Source organism: Pseudoalteromonas sp. CR1 (assembly GCF_019392235.1).
Classification (GTDB): Bacteria; Pseudomonadota; Gammaproteobacteria; order Enterobacterales; family Alteromonadaceae; genus Pseudoalteromonas.
Genome location: NZ_JAHXRM010000004.1, coordinates 196,689 through 219,536, shown reverse-complemented (window position 1 = coordinate 219,536; position 22,848 = coordinate 196,689). Strand labels below are relative to the sequence as shown.

Sequence of the window (22,848 nt, the reverse complement as noted above, 5' to 3'; positions counted from 1 at the left end):
AGCCAAAGCTTGGGCCTCACATTACCCGAACTAGGTTAAAGTATTAATTAATTTATGGGTTTATTATCCATACAAGTCATTAAAGAAAGACTCGTCACGGCTTGCTCGAGTTCCTTCGTCACTTAGTTTAGCAAGCCTAAACTCGCTTCTTAATGAAGCGTTATATGGCACTGAGGTATTGAGTACGATGAGAGTTTTGTTTTTCATTATTATTATCTTTTATTCAAACTTGAGTATTGCCTCTAAGTGCTTCGTTAATGAAGACACTATTCTGGAGAATGATCAATTTACTAATATATTTGTTGGGGTTGTAACGAAGGCATATTTTGAAGAGTTTGCTGATTTAAGGGGAGGCAAAAGAGCTGTCGTAGAATTTGATCTAGTTGAAACTCTTAAAGGTACTCCTGAAACATTGAAAATAGTTTATTTTGTTCATGATAGTCACTCCATCATGCTAGGTCAGCGCCACCTTTTTGTAACAGGCTCTAAAGGTTTTTCTCATATTTGTGGTGGTAGTGGGTATTTGGATCAATTTGGAGATAGTTCAAGTGCAGTTCGTAACCATATTTACTATCGCTTAAAAGAAAAACTTGGAAAGTAAATGCCATATAACAAGCTAATTAATAAGGACAAAAAACAGTTGGCTGTTTTCGTTCCTCAACATTTTAGCCAACAATTTTTTGCCCATTATTAGGGCGTTGAGATTGTAGAATTACTTCTTTTAATATAATTTGGCTATAGGAGTTATTCTACAGCCTCGTTTTATTACTAAAGGTTTATCGTGAAATACTCTAGGGTTTTACTTTTTTCAGTCGGCTTGTATTTATTACTAATTGCCTCATCAACAATAGCAACAAAGATTGTTGGCTTTGATGAGATGATTCAAAGCACATCATACATCTATACCAAATACGTCCTCGCTTTTGTAGCCTCTTTAATCGTTTATTTATATCTAGGATATAGGCAAACAGTGAGTCCGTATAAACAAGCCTTTTTAGTTGCGGCTGTTTATTGGTTTATTAACTTAAGTGTCGGTGCCTTACTTTATATATTGTTAGAAATAACAATGGAGCCTTTAATGTATTTAATTTCAGCTTTGCTGCATGTTATTGCAGTTTTATTAGGGACTCTACTTGGTATTAAATTACGTTATAAAATAAAGTTGGATGTGAATGCAACATGACAAATAGCAAAAGAGGGTGATGCCGTAAATACGCCGTTTAAATATGCAGTAACATTAAAGTTTAATATACAAAAGCAGGTACTCTAGTTCCTACTACTGTTTTAACTCACCTTGCTGGTATGCGAGTATAACCCCACAAAGTTAATCGTTAAATAGAGCAATACTTATATTTTAAACCTATGCATTATTTATTAGTTCACTCTTTTTGTAACGTTTGAGTAAAAAGCACAAGCGCGCTGTACATCACACATAGAGCCTTTGTTACATCGCTGTCGATAACGGCTTCTGCTGGGTGATGGCTTATGCCGCCAGGGCTGCGTATAAAGAGCATTCCAACAGGGCAAATAGGGGCTATGGCCATTGCATCGTGGCCTGCGCCTGAGGCAAGCGAAGGTGAGGCTTGGTTATTAAGTTTGCATGCACTAGTAAATAAATGCTGAATTTGAGTATCGCACGCTACGGCGTCGGCCGCATGTGTCCATTGCCAGTCGAGCGTTAAATTACGCGATGTTGCAATTTGATCTGCGCGTGTGCGAATTGCACTAAGTAATATGGCTAGGTCGTCATCGTTTTGAGCGCGTGCATCTAGGCTAATGGTGGTTTTACCAGCAATAACATTGGTAGCGCCTGGGCGAGCTTGAATTTGCCCAACGGTGGCTACTTCGCCATTACTCGCATTTTTTGCTAGTTGCTCTATGGCAAGCGTCAGTTCGGCGCAGCCTGCTAACGAATCCTGACGTAAATTCATAGGTGTGGTACCCGCGTGGCCGCTTTGACCTGTTAGGGTGATCATAGCGCGCTTTGCTCCTGCAATGGCAGTGACAATGCCTAACGCCTGATTTACCGACTCAAGCACGGGGCCTTGCTCTATGTGAGTTTCCCAGTAACCAAGTAACTCGTTTTTATTAAGCGCTGCTTTTGCGTAATCATTTGGGTTTAGGCCAAAATCCAGCATGGCTTGGCGCATAGTAACGCCGTTACTATCTTGTATATTTAACCACTGCGGGTCAAACTCTTTCGCCAGTGCTTTTGAGCCAATTAATGTGGTGGCAAAGCGAGTGCCTTCTTCATCACAAAAACCCACAACATCTAAATGAAACGGTAAATCAAGCTTAAGTGTATGCGCAAGGGCGGCTATTTCAATACCGAGTAATACTCCTAAAATGCCATCAAATGCACCGGCATTGGGTACGGTGTCTAGGTGTGAGCCTATAATTAAGCGTTTAGCGTTTGGGTTAGATGACGCTAAACGCCCCCATAAATTGCCTACTTCGTCTTGCCACGATTGCATGCCCGCCTCAGCCATCCACGCGGCAGTAACGTTATTACACTCTTTATGCTCTTTAGATAAATACACGCGGTGAATGCCGCCTTGCATTTGCGATAGGCCACTGAGTGTTTTACAACGCGCTAAGGCGCGCGCAGCATAGGTGTTAGCTAGCTCACTATTTAATAATGGCGCTAAAGAGGGGCTTGCAGTCGTCATGCTAAATCCTTTTTATTATTTATAATGAGCAAGAGCGGCAATAGCGGCTTCGCCTTTAGGGCCTTGGTAACCGTTGGCATGTAGGCAGGCATCTAGGCTTGCCAATGTTTGTAATACGGTATCTTTACGAGCGTTGTAACCCATGGTACCAATACGCCAAATTTTGCCATGCAGTGGCCCAAACGAGGTGCCAATTTCAATACCAAAGTCGGTTAGCATTTGTCCGCGTACATGGTCGGCGTTAATACCTTCGGGAATATACACACCCACTACGTTGTTCATTTTATTACTTATGTCGCCAAATACGTTTAAGCCCAGCGCTTGAATACCCGTTAGCATGGCATCGCCGTGTAATTTGTGGCGGGCAACGCAGTTATCAACGCCTTCTTCAATAACAATGCGGGCACATTCTGATGCGCAATACAGCATGCTGGTGGCTTCGGTATGATGGTTAAGGCGCTCCTCTCCCCAGTAATTCATGATCATACCTAAATCAAAGTAGTTTGAACGCACATAGTGCTCGGTGCCGTCTGTATGCTGTGCGGTACGAATACCCGCTTCTACTTTTTTACGTTTTTGGATCCAATCGGCGCATTTGTCGCTCAGTGTTAATGGCGCGGAGCCAGACGGTCCGCCTAAACATTTTTGCAAACCAACCGAAAGCGCATCGAGCTTCCACTCATCGGCGGGTAAATCGTTACCTACAATTGAGGCGGTGGCATCGCAGTAAAATAATACATCGTGCTTTTGGCAAATATCGCCAATGTGTTCAAGCGGTTGGTTCATGGTTGTTGAAGTATCGCCTTGCACCATGGCAAGTACATGGGGTTTTACATCAACAATGGCTTTTTCTATTTGTTCTGGGGTAAATACTTCGCCCCAGGGTACTTCTATGATGTGCACTTTTGCGCCAACGCGCTCGGCTATTTCAGCAAGCAAGTGGCCAAAGCGCCCCATAATTGGCACAAGGACTTTATCGCCTGGGCGTAAAATAGAGCATAAAACGGCTTCTATTCCTGCGCGTGATGTACCGTCAACTAACAGGGTCCATTCATTTTTGGTTTTAAATATTTCGCGATAGCGGGCCATGGTTTCGTTCATAAAACCGGTCATTACTGGGTCGTATTGGCCAATTAGCTGCGCCGACATAGCACGTAGTACACGTGGATCTGCGTTAATTGGGCCTGGCCCCATTAGTAAACGCTGCGGCGGATTTAAGGTTTGAATTTGCGTGTTGCTAAACATGTTTTAGGCTCCCAGAGTCTGAATAAGCATGCGAATACCCGTTATCATTAAGACAACGGCAAAAGCGCGTTTTAATTGTTTTTGATCCAGCTTGCTACCAATTTTTACGCCAATAGGCGCAAACAAAATAGTCAGCGGAATAATAAGTAAAAAGGCAGGGAGGTTAACTAACCCCCACGTGCCTAGGGGAGCATCGGTTGGCGTTTTGCCAATACTTAATAAGGTAATTACGCCCGGTAGCGCAATCAATAAGCCAAATACGGCTGCAGTGCCTACGGCAACATGGGCACGTACGTTAAATGCGTTAAGCATGGGCACACCAATTGTGCCGCCGCCTATGCCGATCATGACAGATAACCCACCGACAATACTTGCCATTATGCCTTGGCCAAATTTACCCGGTAACTTACTTACAAGGGCAGGGGCGCCGGCTCTAAATAACATGTTAAGGCTAACTAAAATAGCAATACAAGCAAACATAAGTACCAGTGCATTACCGCGTATTGAGTGCGCTAAGTAGCTGCCTACAACGGCCATAACTAAAATAAACGGCGCCCAGTATTTAATTAAAGCAAGGTCAATGTTGCCCTTTGCATGATGCGAGCGAATAGACGAAATAGAAGTAGGCACTATGGTGGCAAGCGAAGTGGCCGTGGCGATCATCATGGCCGACTCTGGGCTTACGCCAAAACCTTGCAATAAAAAGTACAGCACAGGCACAATGACTATACCGCCGCCAACACCAAATAGGCCTGCTAAAATACCTGCAAAAATGCCGGTTGCTATTAAGGCCGCAATAATTGGCCATTGATTCATTATTTCTGTCATGTGTGTTCCTACTGCGTTGATGAAACAGTTGCACGGCCATCAGAGCGAGGGTCCGTTGCAGCTTCAAGGGTTGTGGGTGTATCTAAAATTGCACCTGCATGGCCCATCATTTCGTTGTTGTTTTCAACGCTTACCCAGTCGTGGCCGCGTTGATTTAACTCATCTTGTATTTGCAAAGCGAGGTTGTGCTCTATTTTTAAGTTAGTGCTTGTATCGCCCCATGTGCGGCCAAGTAACCAGCGCGGGTCGCTCACCGCTTGGGTAATTGATTTATTACGCCACGCGTAACCTGTAAATACTGCGGCTTGAGTTTGAGGTTGGCCTTCACCGCCCATGGTGCCGTAGGCAAGGCGCCTGCCATCGTCAAATTTTGCTAACGCAGGGTTGAGTGTATGAGCTGGTTTTTTATGTGCTTTAAGTACGTTGGTTTCATTAGTGTTTAAACTAAAGCTTAAACCGCGGTTATTCCACACAAAGCCACCTTCGCTCATGAGTATTCCGCTGCCAAATTCCCAGTAAATACTTTGAATAAAGCTCACTAGTTGGCCGTTTTTATCGCGTGCTGCCATCCAAACGGTATCGCCGGGCTCAGTATTGAACGGCCAGTTTTTGGCTTGGCTCATATCAATATTGTTGGCAAGCTCGTTTAGGCGATCATCGGTTAGTGCATTTTTGTAATCATCGCCGAGTGCTTCTGGGTCGGCCCAAAGTGTAGGGCGGTGAGTAAAGCTTTGTTTGGTTGCCTCTACAATTAAATGGGTCCAGTCGGCTTCGGTGTTGGCGTTGTATTTTAGTTTATTAACCGCGCCAATTATTTGCAGCGAATGCACCCCTTGTGTAGGTGCCGGTAAGTTATAGCAATTAATACCCGACAAATTAGCGCTCAGTGGGGCAACTACATCGGCTTGTGTATTGGCAATGTCGGCTGGGGTAATAATGCTACCAGCGCTTGCTAAATCGGCCGCAAATGAGTCAGCTAAAGGCCCTTCATAAAAAGCGCTTAAGCCATGTTTTGCCAAATGTTCAAAGGTATTGGCTAGTTTTGGGTTTTTAAAGTGTTGCCCTGCTTGTAACGGTTTACCGTTGGGAATGTATAGCGCTTTAAAGGCACCATTGGTATTAGCAACCGTTGCTAGTTTTTCGCAACCTGCTTGAAGGCTTTTGGTAACAGTAAACCCTTCGCGGGCAAGCTTAATCGCGGGGCCTAAAATAGTACTTAACGGCAGGACTGCGTGTTCATCTACCTCAAGGGCTTTTTGCCAGCCGCGGAGCGTAGCTGCTTGAGTAAGCGCACTTAAACCGCCGCGTTCAGGCATTTGGTTGGCATTTTTATAGGCATCTACGTTTTTAGGTGCGCGCCCGCAGGCATCAATTGCGGTAGGGGTGCTTTGATTTGGGTAATCAATAAGCCAAAAGCTGTCGCCGCCAATCGAGTTCATATGTGGGTAAACCACGCTAATAGCTGCGGCTGCCGCTACCATGGCCTCAACGGCTGTGCCGCCTTGTTTTAATATTAATGTGCCCGCCTCTGTTGCAGCAAAGTGCGGGGCTGTAAATGCAATGTTGTGTGCGTTCATGTGAGAGTTTCCTGTTTAAAATATGCAGCTAATTGCGTTGCGCAGGCAAGTAGGCTTTTATCGTTGTTATGGCTCATCATGAGTGAAAACCCATAAGGGTGGCCATTATCTAAATTAGCCAATGGTAAGTGAACTTGCGCCGAGCGGCTCAAGCCCGCAATAGCAGATAAAGTTATAATTTGCATGCGCAGTGCGCTTGTGTCGGCGCCCAGTTTAGGTGCGGTTGTTGGCGTGGTTGGCAAAAATAAGCAGCTGTTTGAGCTTAAGTTTTTAGCGATTAATGTTTGCCACTGGGTTTGTATAGTAAGTGCCTCTTGTTCTTCTTGGGCAGTGAGTGCCAGTGCCATTTTAAAACGGGCAGCAATTGCCGGAGCAAACTGGGGAGGGTGCCCTGGCAATTGAAGCCAATCTTTATGCGCTTTAGCTATAGCACGACCTTGCAGTATTCTAAAGCTATCGGCAAGTTCGCTTAAAATGCTGCTTTTTGGCAGCGCAAATTCTTTGTGGTGTCTAAAATAAGGTTTGGTTTTTTCTAGTAGTTGCTTAATGGGGGCTTGCAAGTCTGGGCTTACTAACTCAAATAACGGCTCGCAAATCACCAAGGTATTTACGCTACTCACCGTTTGATTTGGAAGCAATACGTTGCCTACTTGTTCTAATAGTTCTGCGCTTTGGGTAAGCCAACCAATAGTATCATAAGGCGGTGCTAGCGGGATTAGGCCATCTTTTTCAATCACGTTATGGCTTGGCCTAATGCCAAATAAGCCGCAGTAACTTGCGGGTATTCTAATAGAGCCGCCGGTATCGGTGCCCAACCCAATGTCAGCTAAATTGCCGGCTACCGCTGCAGCTGAGCCCATACTTGACCCCCCACACGCGTGCCCTTTTAATTTAGGGTTTTGTGCTGCGCCATAATGAATATTATTACCTTCTAAGCTGTAAGCAAGTTCGTCGGTGTGGGTAAAGCCTGTAAAAATACAACCCGCATCCATTAATTTGTTTACGCTACTTGCGGTTTGTTTAGCTGGTGGATGTGTTTTAAACCAGCGTGGATTACCTGCACTGTTTTTATGCTCTTTAATAGCAAATACATCTTTTACAGCAAGGCGCTTATTGTTAAGTGCGCCCGTTTGGCTTGATTGCCAATTACTTGGTCCATGGTCACAAAATATGCCTGTGTTTTTAGTTTTTGATTGCGTGTTCATTTTGTAACCCATCGAAATAAAACTGACCAAATGGTTATTTACTAATTTTAAATTGATTAAAAAAGACTGTTGTCGTTATTTTTTTTAAGTTCATTGCGTAATATATTATTTTTATTTACACAGCATTAGTGCACTTTTAATTGGTGACTTTGGTTTTAGCAAACTTAGTATAAGCAAAACAGATGCCAAAACTTTATTCTTGTCCGATTGGTCAGGTTTTTGGGCGTTGCAGAGGGGTATTTATAATTTTAACGTTTAAGAATGGGTGTTTTTAAGCGTAAAACAAACCAGTTTGGTGCAATGCTGCACCAAGTTGGTTTGTTTTTTACATGAACTTATTAAATAAGGGGGGTTTTACTAATTATTAGGCCATTAACGTCGGCGTACAACCAATCGTTTGGCGCTATTGCGGTGCCTAGCATATTAATAACTTGGTCTTGATCGCCAAAACCGCGCTTAAGTGTGCTGCGAGGGGTTGAACCAAGGGCCATGACCGGTAAATCCATTGTTGCAAGTATTTCTATATCGCGGCAACAACCATTTATTACAACACCTTCCCAGCCATTTTGTAGCGCGCGTTCGGCCATAATGTCGCCAATAAAAGCAAAGCGTTTGCTAGCAAATCCATCAATTACTAACACTTTACCTTTGCCATCTTTATGTAAAATATCGGCGGCAAACGAATTGTCTTCTGGGCAGGTAACGGTCACTGCTTGGCCACTAAAGGTGGTTTTGTTACCAAAGTGATGCAAGCCACTATCTGCTACTTGAACCGAGTTGCGGTGATCGTCGAATAGGTCGGGGGTTGTAAAGTTTTCCATGTGTTAGCTCTCATTTTGAACGGGTATTTTTAAGCCAATACCTTTTAAAATTATGTGGGCAATTGATTGTGTTATTTGTGCCACGTCGGTTTCGTCATATTCAAGTTTATTCATTACCAAAAGTACTTCTGCCTGAAAGTCAGCGTAGTATTGTGTTGTTGACCAAATAGTAAATAAAAGGTGATGGGGGTCTACTTGGTCTATTTTTTTTGCGTCCATCCAGGACTGAAACACATCAATTTTTTGTTTAACCCAAGGGCGGGTATTTGTTCTAAAGTAGTTTTGTAAATACGGTGCGCCCCGTAAAATTTCATTGGCAAATAAACGAGATTGTAGAGGTTGGTTTACAGCAAGTATCACTTTACTTTTTATGTAGTTATAAAGCACTGCAGCAGGATCGTCTTCAGCGGTGACGTTATCAAGGCCTAAGTTCCAGTTTGCTATTATGCGGTCTATCACGGCTTCGTAAAGGCCGTCCTTGCTTTTGAAATAATACAGTATGTTAGCTTTAGGCACGTTCGCTTCTTTTGCAACCATACTCATGCTTGCACCGTCATACCCATTAAGAGAAAACAATTGCTCGGCAGCATTTAAAATAAGCAGTTGGTTTTTTTCCCGAGTGACTTCTTTTTTATTTGGTTTTGTTTGTGTGGTCATTATTTATTATGCGAGTTTAACGTGTTGATTGATTGTAGCTTTACTGACCGAAAGGTCAATTACTAAAGTGGCTTCAACACTTAAATACACACATTAGCTAATGCTTCGGCTAATGACGTTTACTAATTTATTTTGAACTTTACTAAGTCCACTGGATTACAATTCTCGCGCCCTGATCAAATAACGGCCAGTTTATAATCGTGTTAATTCACAAAGATCAACAGCCCCTTGTTATTTCTTTTCATTATTTACCTGCGCTAACAAGTCGAGTACTTTTTGTTGGCCAAATGTTTGTGCAAATTGCTCGGCTGTTTGACCGGCTTTGTTTTGATGCGCGTTATCGCAATCAAGGCTAACGAGTGTTTTAGCTATGCTAAATTCGCCTCTAAATATTGCGGCCATTAGCGCTGTGTTACCGCGGTTGTCTTCAAGGCAGGCATTAGCGCCTAATTGCAGTAACGTATTTACGGTGTTTTTATTACCATGGTAGGTGGCAATCATAAGTGCGGTGTAACCTTTATTGTTGTAGCTATCAATTGGTATACCGGCATCAACAAATTGTTCTATTACTTGTGTGTCGTTTGTGCGTGCTGCGGCAAAATAGTAAGCAAATAAGCTGTTGTATTGGGTTTGTGCGGTTGTTGGCTCATTCACAGTATTTTGTTGTTCACTACCAAAGCTTGAAAAGCTTATCACTAAAGTAAATATTATAAGTAATTTACGCATACGGTTTACCTTTTAAAAAAAGAGGAAGGGAGAGTCGGTCCTTCCTCTAGGTTGGGTAGTCTATTAAAGTTTAGCGGCTAATTGTTTAACCATTTTAATATCGCCGTTTACAGCGTTAGTTAAACGTGTGCCGTACTCGCTATCGGCTTTGTAAAAGTGGCTTAGCATTTTGTGTTTAACACTGCTGTTTTGCACTTTGCCTAAGTCGCCAGCTAAGTTATTGACTAAGTTAGTGCGTTCTTGTTTGCTAAAGCCGCGGTACAACACACCCGCTTGTGCAAAGTTTTGCTGCTTTTTAATAGCGGCTTGTTGTACAAAGCCTTTAAGCTCGGTGTTACTTCTGCGTGCAATTGGGTTTTCTACTACGTTTTCGTGACTTGGTTGGTAGTTCACGTTACTTGTTGTATTGCCGTAGTTCATTGCGCCGTCTTGGTTGTAGTTAACTACATCAACTTTTGCACGGTTAATTGGCAATTGCTGGTGATTAGCACCTAGGCGGTACATTTGTGTGTCAGAGTATGAAAACACTCGCCCTTGTAATAGTCTGTCTTCAGATGGCTCAATACCTGGAATTACATTTGCCGGCGCCATTGCAACTTGTTCTGTAGATTGGAAAAAGTTAGTTGGCATACGGTTTAGGGTCATTGTGCCTACTTTAGTTTCTTTAACGTCTAACCACATTTTTGTTGCATCCAGTGGGTTGTAGTCAAAGTCATCTAACTGCGATGGGTCAAGCGTTTTAATGAACAGATCCCACTTAGGAAAGTTGCCTTTATTTATCTCTGCATAAAGGTCGCGTGTTAGGTGTTGAAAGTCTTTACCTTGTACTTCGGTTACTTCTTTTGCATCAAGGTTGTCGATTCCTTGTTGGCTTACCCAATGAAACTTAACGTATTTTACATCACCTGATTTATTAATCATTTTATAAGCATGCACACCCCAGCCGTCCATTTTACGTAGGCTTGCTGGTGTGCCGTAGTCGCTGTATACCCACGTTAACATGTGAGTAGAGCCTGGTTCGTACGAGAAAAATTCAAATAAACGATTAGGATCTTGAATGTTATCAACCGGCGATGGTTTTAACGAGTGAACCATATCTGGAAATTTAATTGCATCACGAATAAAAAATACTGGCAGGTTATTACCCACTAAATCCCAGTTTCCTTGGTCTGTATAAAACTTAGTTGCAAAACCACGTGGGTCACGGAGTGTTTCTGGGCTGCCTTTTGAGTGGATCACAGATGAAAAGCGAACAAATACCTCTGTTTCTTTACCCGCTTCAGTAAATGGCGCTGCAATAGTTAAGTCGTCTAGTTCTTTAGAAGCAACAAAAACGCCATGTGCGCCTGTACCACGGGCATGTACAACACGCTCAGGAATACGCTCACGTGCAAAGCGTTGTAATTTTTGAATTAGGTGCACGTCTTCGAGTAATACACTGCCACGCTCACCAGCAGTAATTGAGTTTTGGTTATCGCCAACAGCTGCGCCGTTATCTTTAGTAAGTGTCGTGGCAGCGCTTGCAGGTAATGCCATAGCGAGTGCTAATGCGCTTAAGGTTAATTTAGTTTTTGTTGTGTTTATTTGTGTTTTCATTGTCGACCTCGTTATTTAAATGTGCCGGCAGTGTTGCTGGCTGTTTAACTGTTAACGAGTGTATGGGTAAAATTAACTTCGGTAAAATTGATTGTTTAGATTGTAATAATCATAAAAGTAGATTGTCGTCTGCAGTAAATACACTTGCTATGAATACGGCATGCGATTTTAGTCGTAACAGCTAAAATAAAAACTAATGAAAATCAACAGCTTTTTTATTGAGGTGTTGATTATTTAAGCTATGTAGCGAGCTTTTAAGTTCACAACGTGTTGACATATTATAATAATAAAGAGAATATGCTCACTTGCTGGGCTTATGCTCAGATTTGTGTTTGCATAAAACTAAATGCAATAAGGTAGAAAAATGAACCCTAAAATTGAACTGGTTATTTTTGACTGTGATGGCGTTGTAATTGACAGCGAAGTTTTAAGTGCGCAAGTGCTCATCGATATGCTTGTAGATAAAGCTGTGTTTATTGACCGTGCTTATGTACAAGAACATTTTTTAGGATGCAATTTTAAAGCGGTTACTCAAAAGATAGCTGATGCATTTAATGTTGAATTGCCTGAGCGATTTGAAGCTGATTATAGAAATGCGCTTTTACATGAGTTTGAAACAGCCCTAATGCCCACAAATGGCATTAAAGAGGTGTTAGCTAACTTAGCTATGCCTAGCTGTATTGCAACAAGTAGTAGCCCAGCACGAACAGAGAAAGCGTTAAATGTTGTTAAGTTGAGCCATTATTTTGACGAGGTGTTTACTTCGAGTGAAGTAAAAAATGGAAAACCTGCGCCGGATTTATTTTTACACGCCGCCAAAAAAATGGGCGTTAACCCAGTTAATTGTTTGGTAATAGAAGATTCAAAAGCCGGTGTGAGTGCTGCGATCGCTGCAAATATGCAAGTACTGCATTACAGCGGTGGAGGGCATATGCAAGGTGCAATTAATTTTGTGCACAAGGCATACCCAGATGTTGATCACCTAACACATTGGCACATGTTTTATGAAATGTATCCAACACTAAAAGTATAGAAAAACAGCGTCAATTTGTCCCACACTGACACGAATGACGTTGTAAAAATTAACAGTGTGAGTGCTTAGCTGCTCACTCGACCAAATACACCGTATTTGGCAAGTTTTACTGTGTTTATAAATAGGAAGTACCATGGCAACGAGTCCACACACACAAACATTTAAAGATGTAAACGAGGAGCAACTTCCGGTTGCTAATAATAAGCTTCATGGTTGGAAGCACTTTGCGGGCTTATATGCAGGCGAGCATGTTGCAGCCACAGAGTTTGTTATTGGAGCAACATTTGTTGCACTTGGCGCATCTACTATCGACATTTTATTAGGTTTATTAATTGGTAATTTATTAGCTATGTGTTCTTGGTGGCTAATTACCGCACCTATTGCAGTAGAAACGCGCTTAAGTTTATATAATTATCTAAATAAGATTGCCGGTAATTCAATGACTAAGCTTTACAACTGGGCTAACGTCATTATTTTTAGCGTTATATCGGCCGCAATGATTACTGTATCGTCTACGGCGGTGCGGTTTTTATTTGATATTCCCGCACAGTTAGATTGGTACCCAAATAGTTTAGCGTTTGTGGGTATTGTTTTAGCCGTTGGCTCTATTGTTGTGTTTGTGGCTATGTATGGGTTTTCTACTGTTGCCGACTTTTCTAAAATTTGTGCGCCTTGGCTATTTGTTATTTTTATAGCGGGTTCGTTTGCACTTTTCCCTGAACTTTCAAATCATGTAATTGGCTCAACCACATTAACAAGCTTTAGTGACTTTATGACCATTGGCGACTCTTCTATATGGACGGGCACGAATGCCGAAGGAGAACCAGGAATAGGTTTACTTGAAGTTATTGGTTTTGCGTGGGCTGCAAACTCTATTACTCACTTTGGTTTAATAGATATGGCTATTTTTAGGTTTGCTAAGCGTAAAAGCTATGGTTTGTTCTCGGGCGTAGGCATGTTTTTTGGTCATTACTTGGCGTGGATCTCGGCCGGCATTATGGGCGCAGGTGTTGCTGTACTCCTTAAAACCACTATTTCATCACTTGATCCGGGTGATGTGGCCTATCACGCATTAGGCTGGACTGGTTTTGTTATTGTAATTATTGCCGGTTGGACTACAGCTAACGCCAATCTTTATCGTGCAGGATTGGCTGCACAATCTATTTTTGTAAATCATTCTCGTGAACGCACAACCGCTATTGTTGGAGTTGTCACAGTGATAATTGCATGCTTTCCGTTCGTATTTTCTCAAATGTTGCCACTGCTTACTTATGCCGGTTTGTTAGTTGTGCCTGTCGGGGCAATTGTATTTGCTGAGCATGTATTGTTTCCAAAAATTGGTTTAACCCGTTATTGGGCTAAGTATAAAAATATTACTCGCAGCGTACCGGCTATAGCGTCTTGGGCATTAGCCTTGGTGTTTGGTTTTGGCTTAAATGCGATTGATGTAATGTCGTTTTATTATTTGTTTATACCTACTTGGTTTTTCACCATTGTAATTTACACGCTGTTAGCCAAAAAATACGGTGCTGGCGAAGATTACAAACAACACATTGCCGCTGAAGAGCAAGAGCAAAGTGACATAAAAGCGTACCAAGCGGCACAGGCGAAAGATATTCCAAAGCCTGTAATCGATAGCTCATTTTTTACCAAAATACTTAATACGGTTTCTACTATTTCACTTGTCATTATTTGTATATTTGCCAGCCAAGTCATGTTTTTTAGCGATACCATGAGCACATACGGCGCAAATAAATCACAGTTTGAGATAGCGTGTTTTATTTGTACGGTTATTTATTTTGTTACAGCCTACTGGTCGTTAAAGCGCCACAAAGCGCTTAATGCTGCATTGTAATTTACCTGTTTTTTAATTTTGTTTTAGTAAGGCCGCACCATGACACAACATCACACTGACGCTCTTGTTAAAGGGCTAAACCAACAAAGTTTGGCATACATGCCAAGCCATGTAGATGCACCCAATTACGACCGTAGTAAAGTAAAAGCAGGCATAGTTCATATTGGTGTTGGCGGTTTTCACCGTGCTCACCAAGCTATGTATATTAATGAGTTATTAAAAACACCAGGTTCAGAGCAATGGGGTATTTGCGGTGTTGGCCTACTTGAAGCAAACCGTGGACTTCGCGATGTATTAAAGCAGCAAGACTACCTGTATACGTTAACGGTAAGACACCCTAATGGGAAAATAGACAATACCGTTATTGGCTCTATGATTGACTTTTTGTTCGCACCAGAAAATAAACAAGCAGTTATAAAAAAATTGGCGCATCCCGATACTAAAATTGTGTCGCTAACCATTACTGAAGGCGGTTACAACTTTAACCCAGTAACGGGTGAGTTTGATTATGAAAACCCGGATATAATTAACGACATTAATAATCCGAACGATCCTATTACCGCATTTGGATATGTAGCCGCTGCGTTAAAGCTACGTAAAGAGCAGGGTTTAAAAGCATTTACTGTACAGTCATGCGATAACATTCAACACAATGGCAATGTAACGCGCAAAATGTTACTTGCTTTTACAGCAGAGCAAGATGCAGCATTAAGCGAATGGATTGAAGAAAACGTTTCGTTTCCCAATGCAATGGTAGACCGCATTACACCTGTTTCTAAACAAAGTGATATTGACTACGTGTCAGATACATATGGTGTAAGTGATGCTTGGCCAATTACCTGTGAGTCGTTTTCGCAGTGGGTAATTGAAGATTCATTTTGTGACGGGCACCCAAATTGGAACAACGCCGGTGCTCAATTTGTAAAAGATGTAACCCCTTTTGAAACCATGAAAATTCGTTTATTGAATGCGGGCCACTCGGTACTGGGTTTACTGGGCTCTGTACATGGCTATGGCACAATTGACGAAACAGTATCAGATCCTCTATTTGCAAAATACCTACGTGCGTTTATGGATAAAGAAGTAACGCCTAACCTAGAGCAACTAGAAGGCATTGATCTTGAAGTGTACAAAGACACGCTAATTGAGCGTTTTGCTAATCCAAACATTAAAGACAGCTTATCGCGTATTTGTTCAGAAAGCGCAGCTAAGCTACCTAAGTTTTTAATTGCCACTATTAATGAAAACTTAGTGCAAAAGCGCGATGTATCACTAGCTGCACTCGTTATTGCTGCATGGTGTTTTTACAGCGACAAAGAAACAGATGAGCAAGGCAATAGCCTTGAAGTAATTGATTCAATGCAAAGCGAGTTACATGAAGCCGCGGCTAAAACGGCGACTGATTCGTTGGCGTTTTTATCGCTAACAAGCTTATTTGGCGATTTAAACACGCAAAGCGCATTTACGTCTCACTACAAAAACAATGTAGACGCGTTATACGCACCTGCAAGTAAAATTAAAGCAATTATGAAAAACGTGCTTGAGCCTAAAGGTAACTAATAATGAGCATTTTAATTGATTCTAAACAAGGTAAAGACGTAAGCGTAAGTTGCTTTGGCGAAGTGCTATGGGATTGTTTTGCAGCAGGTAAACGCTTAGGTGGTGCACCATTAAACATGTGTGTGCGCATTAATTCATTAGGTATTAAAGCCGATATGATAAGCGCAGTAGGTAACGATGAATTAGGTACTGAGCTTTTAAGCGAAATTAAAAGCAAAGGCGTTAGTTGCGATTATATTGCCGTTAATAACGACAAAAAAACCAGCACCGTACAAGTTACTCTCGATAAAAGCGGTTCAGCCAGCTACGAAATAGTAGCCGACACTGCGTGGGATAACATTGAGCTTACTGACACCCTTATTGAAAAAGTACAAGCCAGTGATGTATTTGTATTTGGTAGCCTAATTGGTCGAAGCGAAGCTTCTCTTGCTACGTTAAACCAGCTAGTTGATGTGGCTAACTTTAAAGTGTTTGATGTAAATTTACGTGCGCCACATTACACGTTAGACACATTAGTAGATTTAATGAATAAAGCCGACTTCATAAAATTAAACGATGAAGAGCTTTATGAGATTGCCAAAGCAATGGGCTGTAAGTTCCATTCACTTGAGCAAAACTTAGCGTTTATTGCAGAGCAAACTAACACCGAATACCTTTGTGTAACCAAAGGCAGCCACGGTGCGCTACTCACTATTAAAGGCGAGAATTATTATAACTCAGGCTATTTAATTAGTGTTGTAGACACAGTGGGCGCTGGGGATTCATTCTTAGGTTCATTGATATATCAGTTATGTAGCAGCGATTGTGCTCAGCATGCGGTTGATTTTGCTTGTGCGGTAGGGGCTATGGTTGCAGAAAGCGCAGGTGCTACACCTACATTGACTCATCAACAAATTAACGAATTTATGCGTCCTCTTTAAAAATAATTGTGTGTTAAAAGCGGCTTAAGCAATATGCTTAGCCGCTTTTTTTTGCCGAAAATTTGTGTGTTAAACACACATTGTGAACGTTTAAATAGCTGCATTCGAGAGGTTTAAAAACGAGCTTTAAAATTACTTTATAAATTGAACAAATCATGAGCGATTACGACCAAGGCATTAGCTAAACGTCTAATTGTTTGTAACAAACAGCTTTGATACTGTTCCAAGGTTATTAGGTCAACATAATGCGGAGCGATTCACACTGCGCTCCTAAATACACATACAAAAGAGAAACGTGCTTTATGATTATCTTTTTTATTTGCCTCACCATATTAATTTTGGGGTATAAGTTTTATAGCCCATTTGTAGAAAAACAAGCAGGCATGGATTCAACGGTTGATACACCACAAAAGCGCTTTAGCGAAGGTGTTGATTACGTGGCTATCCACCCTGTGCGTGCTTTTTTAATTCAATTTTTAAATATAGCCGGTGTAGGCCCTATATTTGGTCCAATATTAGGAGCATTGTACGGACCCATAGCGCTTGTATGGATTGTGCTAGGTAATGTTTTAGGTGGTGCCGTACATGACTTTTTTTCAGGTGTAATGAGTATAAAAGAAGACGGTAAAAGTTTACCTGAAATAGCTGGTCATTATTACAACGTTGTATTTAAAGGCTTTATGCTTATATTTACCGCTATGCTACTGTTCTTCGTTGGCGTTGTATTTATTATGAGCCCAGCAGGTCTATTAAGTAACCTAAACCTATTTGAAGGTACATTTTTAGCCAACAATACTTTTTGGGTTTTAGCTATATTAGCGTATTACTTTTTAGCAACGTTGTTACCAATTGATAAAATAATTACACGTTTTTACCCCATTTTTGGTTTGTTAATGATTGTAATGACTGTAGCTGTTGCCGTGTCGTTACTCATTAATGCGCCACATTTACCGGTTGCTGGCGACTTTTTGGCGTATTTTGAAGCCGATCACGCGCATGACTTTTTAGCACCAAACCCCGACGGCTTACCAACTTGGCCCTTGTTATTTATAACTATTACCTGTGGCGCAATTAGTGGTTTTCATTCAACGCAAGCTCCTATTATTGCTCGTTGTTTAACAAATGAAAAATATGTACGCCCTGTGTATTATGGCGCCATGATGTGTGAAGGTATTGTTGGTTGTGTTTGGGCATTAGCTGGTATTGCGGCGTTCCCTGAAGGTTACGCTGGTTTAAAAGCAATGCTTGACCAAGGTGGTCCAGGCTTAGTTGTAAACCACATTGCAAATAGTTACTTAGGTGTATTTGGCGGTATTATGGCAATTATTGCGGTTGCTGTTTTCCCAATTACTTCAGGTGATACCGCGTTTCGTTCACTGCGCTTAACTGTGGTTGATGCCTTTAATATTCCGCAAAGTATACGCAATCGTTTATTACTCGCGCTTCCTATTTTGACTATCGCTTATTTTATGACGAAGTTAGATTTCTCATTAATTTGGCGTTACTTTGCGTTTTCAAACATGCTGCTGTCTACTAGCGTATTGTGGTTAGCGACCAAGTATTTGTTTGACCGTGGTACATTTCATTGGATTGCCAGTGTTCCTGCGGTAATTGCAACGGCAGTGACTTTGTCATACATAACAACAGCTGCAATTGGCTTTAATTTATCGAGCGATTTAGGTAAACCTATTGGGGCAGTGGTAGCGGTCGTTGGCCTAATTATACTTGCTATAGTGCATGCTAAGCACAAACCGAGCCCAGCAGTTTAAATAATTTCCGTGTAAGACTAAAAAGCGAGCTATATAAGCTCGCTTTTTTTATGCGTTAAATCGTGTGGTTAATTACTGTCTCGAGTTGCTAAATCAAAGTAGCTGTGATCGTCGAGAGTTTTACTTATCATCATTGCACCTTCAAGCATACTTACTGTTTGAATAGCGGCTTTTTGTGGGTTTTCGTCACCATTAACTGAATGCGCAGCGCTTAGCCATGTTAAATTTTTAGTAAAAAAACGTTTTACTTCTACACGTACTTTTTCTGGTAGGGTGTCGCTTTCGGCACCAAGTAAACCACATAAACACATTTTTTTATCGGTTACTAGCGCGCCCCTAAATAACGATGTGTAAAAATCGATGGGATCTTTACCTTGGGCTTTTAACTCAGCGGGTTCCCCTAATGAAAGCAGAAACGCATTGGTATATTGTTGCGCAAGTTCTGCGCCCAAATCAGCTTTGGTAGGGAAGTGGTAATGTACACTTGCGCTTTTTATACCCACTTCGTTAGCAAGCTCTCTAAAGCTAAAATTGCTGTATCCGCCAAGGCGTACTTTATTTTCTGCCGCTTTCAGTAAGGCCTCTTTTTTGCTCATGTTTCGTCATCCTATTCTTGATACTAAAATTATCGACCAGTAGATAGTTATTATCAAGCCTTAATGTTTTTATAAATAAAAATATTAATTTTCAATCGTTTAAAAATTTTCGGCCTATATGGCTGTTTTAAAGTTTGACTTACTTTAGTTTAAGGAATATAAATACCTATCAGTAGATAGGTTAATTGAAAGAGGTCACACAATGAAAATTTATGATGTAGAGAACTTCCCAAATCCGCTTCGCGTTCGTATTGCACTGGCAGAGAAAAATGCGACAGCTGATGTTGAATTTATTCCAGTAGATTTACTGAATGGTGAACACCGAACAGAGGCTTTTTTAGCCAAAAATCCATTAGCAGGTGTACCAGTATTAGAGCTTGATGACGGAACATTTATATCTGAATGCACGGCAATTACTGAATATATTGATACTGCTTTTACAGGGCCCTCATTAATGGGCATTACGTCAAAAGAGCGCGCAGTAATAAATATGATGCAAAAACGAGCTGAGTTTATGGTACTTGATGCCGTTGCAACGTATTTTCATCATGCTACTGATGGTTTAGGCCCAGAACTTGAGACATATCAAAATGTTGGATGGGGCGAAAAGCAAGGTGAAAAGGCGCGTAGTAGCCTAAACTATTTTAACGATATACTTGCGAAAACAGCGTTTGTTGCAGGTGACAGTTTTAGTATTGCCGACATAACCCTTTATGCTGGATTAGTGTTTGCTGGGTTTGCAAATATTGCATTACCGAGTAATTTAACCCATTTACTTGCGTGGCAAAAAGCAGTTGCAGCACGGCCGAGTGTAGCTGGCTTGTAAGTGAAAGTGTGTTCAATAGGCCAGTTAAACTCGGTATATAGAGTTTAATTGGCAAAACAACAATGTAAGGAGCAAGTATGAAAATAGCAGCCGATTTTAGCCAGCGTGTGGTGGTGCACAGTAATACATTGCCGTGGGTAAAATCGCCTATGGCCGGGGTTGATAGGCGACCACTTGATCGTATAGGTGACGAGGTTGCGCGCGCAACCAGTATTGTGCGTTATGCACCTGGTAGTGAATTTTCGCCACATATTCATACCGGTGGGGAGGAGTTTGTTGTGTTAGAAGGTGTTTTTCAGGATGAACATGGTGATTTTCCTGCCGGTTCGTACATCAGAAATCCACCGCAATCAAGGCACAAACCGGGATCTGAGAAGGGGTGTATTATTTTTGTAAAGCTTTGGCAGTTTCAGCCACAAGATAGAACGCACGTTCGGTTGCAGACTGATTTTATGGGCAGCGTTGCGCTCGCGACACAACCTGGGATCACAATAACACCTTTATACAAAGATGAGTTTGAGGAGGTTAGCTTAATTCATTTAGCGCCTAATGCGCAGTTTGTTCTAGATGCAGAGTGTGGGGCTGAAATGTTAGTTATTGAAGGCACCGTGACAGAAGGGACAGACTTGCTTGAAAAACATAGCTGGTTGCGCACACCAGTGAGCACTAAGCTTATGGCTAAAGCAGGCAAACTAGGTGCGAAGTTATGGGTTAAAGAAGGGCATTTAACCGATGTAGAAAACCAAATTACGCGAGTGCAGCAAGCTTAACTAACCAAGGCTCAGGATAACTGCTGTTTTGTTGATTTGCTTCATGATTGATTAATATAAGGTGTTTTATGCTCAAAACTTACTATAAGAATGAGCAAATGTAATGGCAAATTTAACTCCTAGTTTAACACTTGATATAGAAGGCGCAGGACGCGAATTTTTCTTAACTTTAAAAGCCGTTGGCAACTTAAAATACGACGATTACGAGTCAATTACCTCTGAGATTGGTACAGCGTTTCGAAAGGTAAACAAGCCTATTATTAATGTATTAATAGACGGTATTGATATACAAGGCGTAGGGTTAAAAGCTGTGTTTGACGATTTTCACTTGGGTATAAAGCACAATTCGGCGCTAAATAAAGTGGCAATTTACGGTAATAAAAAATGGCAAGCGACTGTTGCAAAAATTGGTAACCGTATTATTTGTGGTGAAATGGTTTACTTTGAAAATGCCACTGCGGCTATTGAATGGCTTGAACAATAGTTTTAAATAGGTTGTATGATTTTAGGCTTAGGGCAGCGTTATTAGACTAAAGTCTATAGGTTAGATTTATTCACGTATTAGTTTTGTTTTTATCGTTTGTCGGTTTTATAGGGATCCTCTAAAGTTCAGTTGTCGGCAACAAGCACGACTTAACTAAACAGGATTATGACCATGAAAACACTTATCAAAACTATCGCTCTTGGCTCACTATTAACATGTTCAGCTGCTGCTATGGCTGATCAAAGTGATTACAAATTAATGGTTATTGAAGCGAAAACTGCACCGCAGCCGCTTGAGCAATCTTTTAATAGCTGCGCACTTAATGTTAAGTCAAAAAATTACGCCGAAGCTGATGAAATTTGCACTAAAGCAATTGCACTTTTACAAGATGCAGATGCCCCTGAATTTAAAGTTCGTGAGCTTACATCATTCGCGCTAAGCAACCGTGGTATAGCTCGCTTAAAAGCTAAAAACGAAACGGCTGGCCTTGCTGATTTATACGAAGCAAAACAACTATCTAACAATGATATGGTATCGCACAACTTAACACGTGCTAAAGAAGAGCTTGCCTTATAAGCGCTTAAATTAGTAATTGTAAAAAAGCCCCTGTAGGTATTTACCTACAGGGGCTTTTTTAGATTAACTTTTAAACTACTTCAGAGTGTATTAGCTCAAAGTACATCGTCTAAAACGGGCAATGCAGGAAAAGCACCCTTTGATAAACAAGCTTTTGAGCCACAGCGAAGGCCAAAACTTAATGCGTCTCTAATTATTTGTTCGTTGTTGAGTTTGTCGCTTGGTAATAGCGTCTCGTTGTAGTGATTTAAGTGATATAAAACACCTGCAATAAACGCGTCTCCGGCACTGGTTGTGTCTACTGCGTCAATAATTGGAGCGGCTTCACTTACGGTAAACGTTTTATGGTAAACGGTGGCAGGCTCGGGTCCATCGGTTAAGAAAATTAAACTAACACCCAGCTCTATAAGCGATTGTAAATATTCATCACCTGACTGATTGGATTGTTCTGCTAAAAAATTTAACTCATCACGAGATAATTTAATAATGTCGCAATGGGCATAGCAGGCATGCACATTAGGTTCAATATCACGAATGTTATGCCAAAGGCTGTATCGTAAATTTACGTCGAAGCTAACAAGTTTATTATGACTCTTTGCTTGTTTTAGAGCGCTTATTGTTGTGTTTGCAATGGCTATATTTGTAAGCGTATTTGAGCAAAAATGCAGGGTACTTATTTCATCCCACTGAATTTTTTGTAAATGTTCAGGGGTAAGCAGTAGATCGGCGGTGTTATTGCGGTAAAAATTAAAGCTGCGCTCGCCTGTTTCATCTAGGCTGACAATAACCATAGCTGTTTGCGCATTTTTTATAGTAAATAAATACTCTGTGCTGACATTATAGTGCTTTACTGCGTCAGTAAGTTGTTTTGCAAAGTAATCATCACCCATACCACCACAAAAAGCTGCGTTTCCGCCCAACTTTGCATAACCTACTGCTACGTTTGCAGGTGCGCCGCCAGGAATAGGTAAATAAGCTGTGTTGTGTGAGTCTTGTGGCAACATATCAATAAGCAGCTCGCCAAGGCTAAGTAATTTGGTCATGTTATAAATCCTAAAAAACCTAGCTAAGCTAGGTTAAATTTACGGGAGAGTAATAAAGTGTGAGCTAAGCGAGGAATAAAGCGCTGAAATAA

23 protein-coding genes are annotated in these 22,848 nt (G+C 41.3%); 11 read left to right on the top strand and 12 right to left on the bottom strand.

Going from position 1 to position 22,848, the window contains the following annotated elements; translation table 11 throughout:
• Nucleotides 1-63 precede the first annotated feature (63 nt).
• Nucleotides 64-207 carry a hypothetical protein gene (locus KZZ04_RS06170; protein ID WP_160327103.1) on the bottom strand — a complete coding sequence of 48 codons (144 nt, stop codon included), beginning with the start codon at nucleotides 205-207 and terminating at the stop codon, nucleotides 64-66.
• On the opposite strand from KZZ04_RS06170, the gene KZZ04_RS06165 reads away from it, so the two are divergent.
• Together KZZ04_RS06165 and KZZ04_RS06160 are read left to right on the top strand one after the other, a co-directional pair.
• Nucleotides 197-601 (top strand): hypothetical protein, encoded by a 405-nt coding sequence (locus KZZ04_RS06165; RefSeq protein WP_219422160.1) that lies wholly within the window; start codon nucleotides 197-199, stop codon nucleotides 599-601. The two genes, KZZ04_RS06170 and KZZ04_RS06165, sit on opposite strands and share 11 nt — an antisense overlap.
• A gap of 180 nt (nucleotides 602-781) precedes the next feature.
• Nucleotides 782-1,183, top strand: coding sequence for a hypothetical protein (locus KZZ04_RS06160; protein WP_235591470.1), 402 nt, complete (start codon nucleotides 782-784; stop codon nucleotides 1,181-1,183).
• Nucleotides 1,184-1,379: 196 nt separating this feature from the next.
• Here KZZ04_RS06160 and KZZ04_RS06155 read toward each other — a convergent pair whose 3' ends face one another.
• The 9 genes from KZZ04_RS06155 to KZZ04_RS06115 form a co-directional block, all read right to left on the bottom strand.
• Nucleotides 1,380-2,669, bottom strand: a complete 1,290-nt coding sequence (locus KZZ04_RS06155; RefSeq protein ID WP_058404878.1) for an allantoate amidohydrolase — start codon at nucleotides 2,667-2,669, stop codon at nucleotides 1,380-1,382.
• A 15-nt stretch (nucleotides 2,670-2,684) separates the two neighbouring features.
• Nucleotides 2,685-3,914: an alanine--glyoxylate aminotransferase family protein gene (locus KZZ04_RS06150; RefSeq protein WP_219422159.1), complete on the bottom strand. Its 1,230-nt coding sequence runs from the start codon at nucleotides 3,912-3,914 to the stop codon at nucleotides 2,685-2,687.
• Nucleotides 3,915-3,917: 3 nt separating this feature from the next.
• The gene (locus KZZ04_RS06145; protein ID WP_219422158.1) at nucleotides 3,918-4,742 is read right to left on the bottom strand and encodes a sulfite exporter TauE/SafE family protein; all 825 of its coding nucleotides are present in this window, start codon (nucleotides 4,740-4,742) and stop codon (nucleotides 3,918-3,920) included.
• 8 nt (nucleotides 4,743-4,750) lie between these two features.
• Nucleotides 4,751-6,319: a gamma-glutamyltransferase family protein gene (locus KZZ04_RS06140; protein WP_219422157.1), complete on the bottom strand. Its 1,569-nt coding sequence runs from the start codon at nucleotides 6,317-6,319 to the stop codon at nucleotides 4,751-4,753.
• Nucleotides 6,316-7,524 (bottom strand): amidase family protein, encoded by a 1,209-nt coding sequence (locus KZZ04_RS06135; protein WP_219422156.1) that lies wholly within the window; start codon nucleotides 7,522-7,524, stop codon nucleotides 6,316-6,318. The genes KZZ04_RS06140 and KZZ04_RS06135 overlap by 4 nt, the downstream gene beginning before the upstream one ends.
• Before the next feature lie 338 nt (nucleotides 7,525-7,862).
• Nucleotides 7,863-8,345 carry a putative 4-hydroxy-4-methyl-2-oxoglutarate aldolase gene (locus KZZ04_RS06130; protein WP_058404883.1) on the bottom strand — a complete coding sequence of 161 codons (483 nt, stop codon included), beginning with the start codon at nucleotides 8,343-8,345 and terminating at the stop codon, nucleotides 7,863-7,865.
• Between the two features lie 3 nt (nucleotides 8,346-8,348).
• Entirely contained in the window at nucleotides 8,349-9,002 is a 654-nt protein-coding gene (locus KZZ04_RS06125; RefSeq protein WP_219422155.1) for a TetR/AcrR family transcriptional regulator, read from the bottom strand.
• A gap of 231 nt (nucleotides 9,003-9,233) precedes the next feature.
• Nucleotides 9,234-9,728, bottom strand: a complete 495-nt coding sequence (locus KZZ04_RS06120; protein WP_219422154.1) for an ankyrin repeat domain-containing protein — start codon at nucleotides 9,726-9,728, stop codon at nucleotides 9,234-9,236.
• Nucleotides 9,729-9,791: 63 nt separating this feature from the next.
• Entirely contained in the window at nucleotides 9,792-11,324 is a 1,533-nt protein-coding gene (locus KZZ04_RS06115; protein WP_306430515.1) for a catalase, read from the bottom strand.
• A 364-nt stretch (nucleotides 11,325-11,688) separates the two neighbouring features.
• Here KZZ04_RS06115 and KZZ04_RS06110 point away from each other — a divergent pair, with 364 nt between their 5' ends.
• The 5 genes from KZZ04_RS06110 to KZZ04_RS06090 all read left to right on the top strand — a co-directional run bounded on the left by KZZ04_RS06110 (nucleotide 11,689) and on the right by KZZ04_RS06090 (nucleotide 18,461).
• On the top strand, nucleotides 11,689-12,357 hold the full coding sequence (locus KZZ04_RS06110; protein ID WP_219422153.1) for an HAD family phosphatase: 669 nt from the start codon (nucleotides 11,689-11,691) through the stop codon (nucleotides 12,355-12,357).
• Nucleotides 12,358-12,490: 133 nt separating this feature from the next.
• Entirely contained in the window at nucleotides 12,491-14,212 is a 1,722-nt protein-coding gene (locus KZZ04_RS06105) for a cytosine permease (RefSeq protein ID WP_219422152.1), read from the top strand.
• A gap of 39 nt (nucleotides 14,213-14,251) precedes the next feature.
• On the top strand, nucleotides 14,252-15,772 hold the full coding sequence (locus KZZ04_RS06100; protein WP_219422151.1) for a mannitol dehydrogenase family protein: 1,521 nt from the start codon (nucleotides 14,252-14,254) through the stop codon (nucleotides 15,770-15,772).
• A gap of 2 nt (nucleotides 15,773-15,774) precedes the next feature.
• A complete protein-coding gene (locus KZZ04_RS06095) occupies nucleotides 15,775-16,692 on the top strand; it encodes a carbohydrate kinase (protein ID WP_219422150.1) in 918 nt (305 codons plus the stop codon).
• Between the two features lie 302 nt (nucleotides 16,693-16,994).
• Nucleotides 16,995-18,461, top strand: a complete 1,467-nt coding sequence (locus KZZ04_RS06090; RefSeq protein ID WP_058404907.1) for a carbon starvation protein A — start codon at nucleotides 16,995-16,997, stop codon at nucleotides 18,459-18,461.
• A 68-nt stretch (nucleotides 18,462-18,529) separates the two neighbouring features.
• On the opposite strand, the gene KZZ04_RS06085 is transcribed toward KZZ04_RS06090, so the two are convergent.
• The gene (locus KZZ04_RS06085; protein ID WP_219422149.1) at nucleotides 18,530-19,057 is read right to left on the bottom strand and encodes a TetR/AcrR family transcriptional regulator; all 528 of its coding nucleotides are present in this window, start codon (nucleotides 19,055-19,057) and stop codon (nucleotides 18,530-18,532) included.
• Nucleotides 19,058-19,259: 202 nt separating this feature from the next.
• Between KZZ04_RS06085 and KZZ04_RS06080 the strand changes: the two genes are divergently transcribed.
• The 4 genes from KZZ04_RS06080 (at nucleotide 19,260) to KZZ04_RS06065 (ending at nucleotide 21,713) form a co-directional block, all read left to right on the top strand.
• Entirely contained in the window at nucleotides 19,260-19,883 is a 624-nt protein-coding gene (locus KZZ04_RS06080; RefSeq protein ID WP_219422148.1) for a glutathione S-transferase family protein, read from the top strand.
• Nucleotides 19,884-19,960: 77 nt separating this feature from the next.
• Nucleotides 19,961-20,653 (top strand): cupin domain-containing protein, encoded by a 693-nt coding sequence (locus KZZ04_RS06075; protein ID WP_219422147.1) that lies wholly within the window; start codon nucleotides 19,961-19,963, stop codon nucleotides 20,651-20,653.
• Nucleotides 20,654-20,756: 103 nt separating this feature from the next.
• Nucleotides 20,757-21,137, top strand: coding sequence for an STAS/SEC14 domain-containing protein (locus KZZ04_RS06070; RefSeq protein ID WP_219422146.1), 381 nt, complete (start codon nucleotides 20,757-20,759; stop codon nucleotides 21,135-21,137).
• A gap of 171 nt (nucleotides 21,138-21,308) precedes the next feature.
• A complete protein-coding gene (locus tag KZZ04_RS06065; RefSeq protein ID WP_219422145.1) occupies nucleotides 21,309-21,713 on the top strand; it encodes a hypothetical protein in 405 nt (134 codons plus the stop codon).
• Nucleotides 21,714-21,808: 95 nt separating this feature from the next.
• On the opposite strand, the gene KZZ04_RS06060 is transcribed toward KZZ04_RS06065, so the two are convergent.
• Nucleotides 21,809-22,756 carry a carbohydrate kinase gene (locus KZZ04_RS06060; protein WP_219422144.1) on the bottom strand — a complete coding sequence of 316 codons (948 nt, stop codon included), beginning with the start codon at nucleotides 22,754-22,756 and terminating at the stop codon, nucleotides 21,809-21,811.
• Between the last annotated feature and the right edge of the window lie 92 nt (nucleotides 22,757-22,848).